The sequence below is a fragment of the Micrococcus sp. KRD096 genome, assembly GCF_017168495.1.
Lineage (GTDB): Bacteria > Actinomycetota > Actinomycetes > Actinomycetales > Micrococcaceae > Micrococcus > Micrococcus luteus.
This window is the reverse complement of the sequence record NZ_JABFAY010000004.1, coordinates 96,072-100,233: the sequence shown is the minus strand read 5'-3', so window position 1 is coordinate 100,233 and position 4,162 is coordinate 96,072. Positions and strand designations below refer to the sequence as shown.

3 protein-coding genes are annotated in these 4,162 nt (G+C 76.1%); 1 reads left to right on the top strand and 2 read right to left on the bottom strand.

Going from position 1 to position 4,162, the window contains the following annotated elements; all coding sequences use genetic code 11:
• On the top strand, positions 1 to 610 hold a 610-nt coding region (locus J1M41_RS02695), incomplete at its 5' end, for a hypothetical protein (RefSeq protein ID WP_206451091.1).
• A gap of 41 nt (positions 611 to 651) precedes the next feature.
• On the opposite strand, the gene J1M41_RS02690 is transcribed toward J1M41_RS02695, so the two are convergent.
• Positions 652 to 2,823 carry a 3-hydroxyacyl-CoA dehydrogenase NAD-binding domain-containing protein gene (locus tag J1M41_RS02690; RefSeq protein ID WP_036317899.1) on the bottom strand — a complete coding sequence of 724 codons (2,172 nt, stop codon included), beginning with the start codon at positions 2,821 to 2,823 and terminating at the stop codon, positions 652 to 654.
• A 76-nt stretch (positions 2,824 to 2,899) separates the two neighbouring features.
• Positions 2,900 to 4,144: an HRDC domain-containing protein gene (locus J1M41_RS02685; RefSeq protein ID WP_206451090.1), complete on the bottom strand. Its 1,245-nt coding sequence runs from the start codon at positions 4,142 to 4,144 to the stop codon at positions 2,900 to 2,902.
• Positions 4,145 to 4,162 lie beyond the last annotated feature (18 nt).

The following is a 4,162-nucleotide window of genomic DNA, read 5'->3' as shown; positions in this document are numbered from 1 at the left end:
CACTCCCTTCGAGCGGTGGGAGGCCGTGACCCTCGACGACGTGCACGTCGGCTTCCTGCACCGGGTGCTGGAGGACGGCGTGCTGACCACCCGCATGGGCTTCGCCCCCACGCCCGCCCAGCGCGCCGCCCGCGGTGGACTGCCCGAGCGCTACCTCGCCCAGACGCAGGTCGGCTTCACGCCCGACGGGGACGGCTGGGCATGGACGACCCACGAGGACTCCGCCGGAGCCCAGCGGGTGCGCATCGACCGTGAGCGGGCCGGCATCGACGCCGCGGTGCTGCCCTCGTACGCGGAGTACCTCCTCCTCGCGCGGGTGGCCGCCGAAGGCCCGCTCGCCGTGGACCGGCTCGAGGAGGCCTCGCCCCTGCAGGGCGGGCTGCGCGTGCCCCGCGCCGAGCTGCGCCCGGCGGACGCGGGCGGGTCGGACGTGCGGGTGGCCGTCGTCGCGGACGGCGTGGAGCTGGGGGCGCACCTCGTGCGCGAGGGCGCCGTGGTCGCCTCCGACTGGGGCGGGGGCACCGCCTCGACCCCCGTGGCCGACCAGGCCGCGGCGACCGCCGGGCTCGACGCGCACGTGGTGACGTTCGCCGGGCTGCCGATCGCCTGAGCCGTGGGCCGGGCCGTCGCGGACGGCCCGGCCGGGGCCGGTCAGGCCTGCGCGGCCGGGTGGAAGCGCCGCCCGTTCACCCGCTCGGCGGCCCCGCAGTCGTCCAGGTACGGCGTGATGCCGCCCAGGTGCAGGGGCCAGTTGGCGCCGAGGATCATGCACAGGTCCACGTCCTCGGGGGCCGCGACGACGCGCTCGTCCAGGAGCAGGCCGATCTCCTCGGCCAGCGCGTCCTCGACCCGGCGCAGCAGCTCCTCGGAGGTCTGCGGGGTCGAGCCCTGCTCCAGCAGGGCCGCGGTCGCCTCCGGGATCTGCTCGCCGGTCGCGCCGGCGGCCTCCTCGTCGCGCCGGTCGGGGCGGACGTCCTTGGCCCAGATCGCGGTCTTGCCGGCGTCGATCAGGCGCTGCAGGTTCGCCGAGACCGGGAAGCGCTCCGCGCCGAAGGACGCGGAGAGGGACTCGGACACGTGCTGGGCCACGGGGATGCCGACCATGGCCAGGAGGGTGAACGGCGTCATCGGCAGGGCCAGCGGGTCCAGCGCGTGGTCGGCCTCGTGCGCGTCGGTGCCCTCGTCGAAGGAGTTCTGCACCTCGCCCATCATGCGCAGCAGGACGCGGTTGACCACGAACGCGGTGGCGTCGTGGACGAGCACGCCGGTCTTGCGGAGCCGGCGGGTCAGTTCGAACGCGGTGGCCACGACCTCGTCCGTCGTCGCCTCGGTCCGCACGATCTCCACGAGCGGCATGACCGCCACCGGGTTGAAGAAGTGGAAGCCCACGAGGCGCTCGGGATGCTCGAGGACCTCGGCCATGGCGGCCACGGACAGGCTCGAGGTGTTGGTCATCAGGATGGCGTCCTCACGCACGATGCCCTCGAGCTCGCGGAAGACGGTGCGCTTGACCTCGAGCTCCTCGAAGACGGCCTCGATGACGATGTCGGCGTCCGCGTACACCGCCTTGTCCGTGTCCGCGGTGATCAACCCGGCCAGGGCCTCGCCGTCCTCGGCGGAGAGCCGTCCACGGGAGACCATCTTCTCGACCTGCGCGCGCACGCCCGCCAGGCCGCGCTCGACACGCTCGGCGTCGATGTCCGTCATCACGACGGGCACCCGCAGGTGCCGGGCGAAGACGAGGGCGAGCTGGCCGGCCATCAGGCCCGCACCGACGATGCCGACCTTGCGGACCTCGCGGGCGAGCTCGCGGCCCGGGTCGCCGGCGGGGCGCTTGGCGCGGCCCTGGACGAGGCCGAGGAACGCGTACACGGTGCGCCGGAACTCGGGGGAGTGCAGCAGCGTCCCGAGGGCGTCCGCCTCGGCCTGGGCGGACTCGGCGCGGGTGCGCGTGCGGGCGCCGGTGAACAGGTCCTCCAGGTGACGGCGCGCCGGCAGGTGGCGTCCGGGGCGAGCGGCCTGCAGCCGCTCCAGCGCCGCCAGGGCGCGGTCCCAGGCGGCGTCGGACACGTCGCGGTCGCGGTGGGCGGCCAGTTCGGCCGCCACGGACTCGTCCCCGGCGACCAGGGCGGCGGCGAGCTCGAGGCCCGCGTCGAGGAGGTCCCCCTCCACGATCCGGTCCATCAGGCCGAGCCCGTGCGCCGCGCGGGCGTCGAGCATGCGGTTGTCGTCGAGGGGGTTCTTCAGCACGACGTCGACGGCGGCCTCCGGGCCGATCAGATGGGGCACGCGCCACACGCCGGACCAGCCGGGGATCAGGCCGAGCCGGACCTCGGGCAGGCCGAAGCCCTTCGCATCGGCGGCCACCACGCGGTGTCCGGCGGCCAGGGCCAGCTCGAGGCCGCCGCCGAGGGCGAGGCCGTTCACGAGCGCGACCGTGGGGATCTCGAGGGCCGCGAGCCGGTCGTAGACGGCGTGGCCGAGCAGGGCCAGGTCGCGGCCGACGTCGTCGGTGAGGCCCGCGATCAGGGACAGGTCCGCCCCGGCCGCGAAGGTCCCCTCCACACCGGTCACGGCCAGGGCCTGGATCGCGCCCGCGGCGGCCCGGGCGGCCTGCTCGTCGAGCACCCGGCCGAGGCCGAGGAGCGTGGCCGGGCCCAGGGTGGCGGGCCGGCGGGGTCCCTGCCCGTTGTCCAGCGTGAGCAGCGCGAGCGTGCCCGCGCCATCGGGCAGGGCGTGGTCGGTCACGGTGACGGTGGTGACGACCTCATCCGGGGCCAGGGCGGGCAGGTGGTCGAAGGAAGCAAGAGAAACGGATGTCATGCGGGTCACACTACCGGCGAGTAGCCTCGGCGTCGACGCGACGCGACGGACCGATCCGGCCGGCCGCGTCGGGGGCTCAGGCGCCGGCGGGATCGGGGTCGAGGAGCGCGACCGTGACGATCGCGCCGACGTTCTCCACCTGCCACGGGCGCGCGCCCCGCTCCGTCAGGAACGCGTCGACGGTCTCGGGGGTGATCGGCGGGGTCCAGCAGATCCGCCGAAGGGTGTCCGGGGTGAGGAGGTTCTCGGTGGGCATCCCCAGCTGCTCGGCCCGTCGGGCGACGCGGGCCTTGGCCGTGCGCAGGCGGCGGTCCGCCACCGGGTCCCGGTCCTTCCAGGCCCGGGGTGGGGGCGGGCCGTCCCCGGTGCGGATCTGCGCCGCGGGGGCGTCGTCCCGCTCGGCGTCCTCGACGCCGGCCCGGATCGCGGCGATCCAGCGCGGGGCCTCGCGGCTCGCGGCGCGGCCGTGGAAGCCGGAGGTCTGGCGCAGGGCGGGGACGGTGCGCGGCTGGGCGGCCGCGGCGGCGACGATCGACCGGTCCGGGATGAGCCGGCCGGGGGCGACGTCGCGGTGGCGGGCGAGGTCCTCGCGGGCCTCCCACAGGCGCTTGAGGACCGCGCGCTGCACGGGGCGGCGCAGCGTCTGGGAGCCCGAGGTGCCGCGCCAGGGGTCCTTCTTCGGCGTGGGCGGCGGGGCCGTGCGCACGTGCTCGAACTCCTGCTCGGCCCACGCGAGCTTGCCGTCGGCCTCGAGGCGCGCGATCAGGGCCTCGCGCAGCGGGACGAGCAGCTCGACGTCGAGCGCCGCGTAGGTGAGCATCGCCTCGGGCAGCGGACGCACCGACCAGTCGGCGGCCGAATGCTCCTTGGCGAGGGTGACCCCCAGCAGCTCCTCCAGGACCGCGGCCAGGCCGACGCGCGGCAGGCCGGACACCCGGGCCGCGAGCTCGGTGTCGAACAGCCGATCGGGGCGCAGCCCCTGCTCGGCCAGGCAGGGCAGGTCCTGGCTGGCCGCGTGCAGGATCCACTCGACGCCCGCGAGGGCCTCCTGCAGCGGGGCCAGCCCGTCGAGGGCTTCGGGATCGACGAGCCAGATGCCGGCGCCCTCGCGCTTGAGCTGGACGAGCATAGCCCGCTGGCCGTACCGGATCCCGGAGGCGCGCTCCGCGTCGACGGCGACGGGCCCGGTCCCCGCGGCGAGCGCCGCGGCGCAGGCCTCCAGGCCCGCGCGGGTGTCGGTGAGCCGGGGGACTCCACCGGCCGGTGTGGCGATCAGCCGCGGGGGCGCGTCCGGGGCGGCCGTCTCGGGGGCGTCGGTCATGCTGCTCCTGTTCGGGGA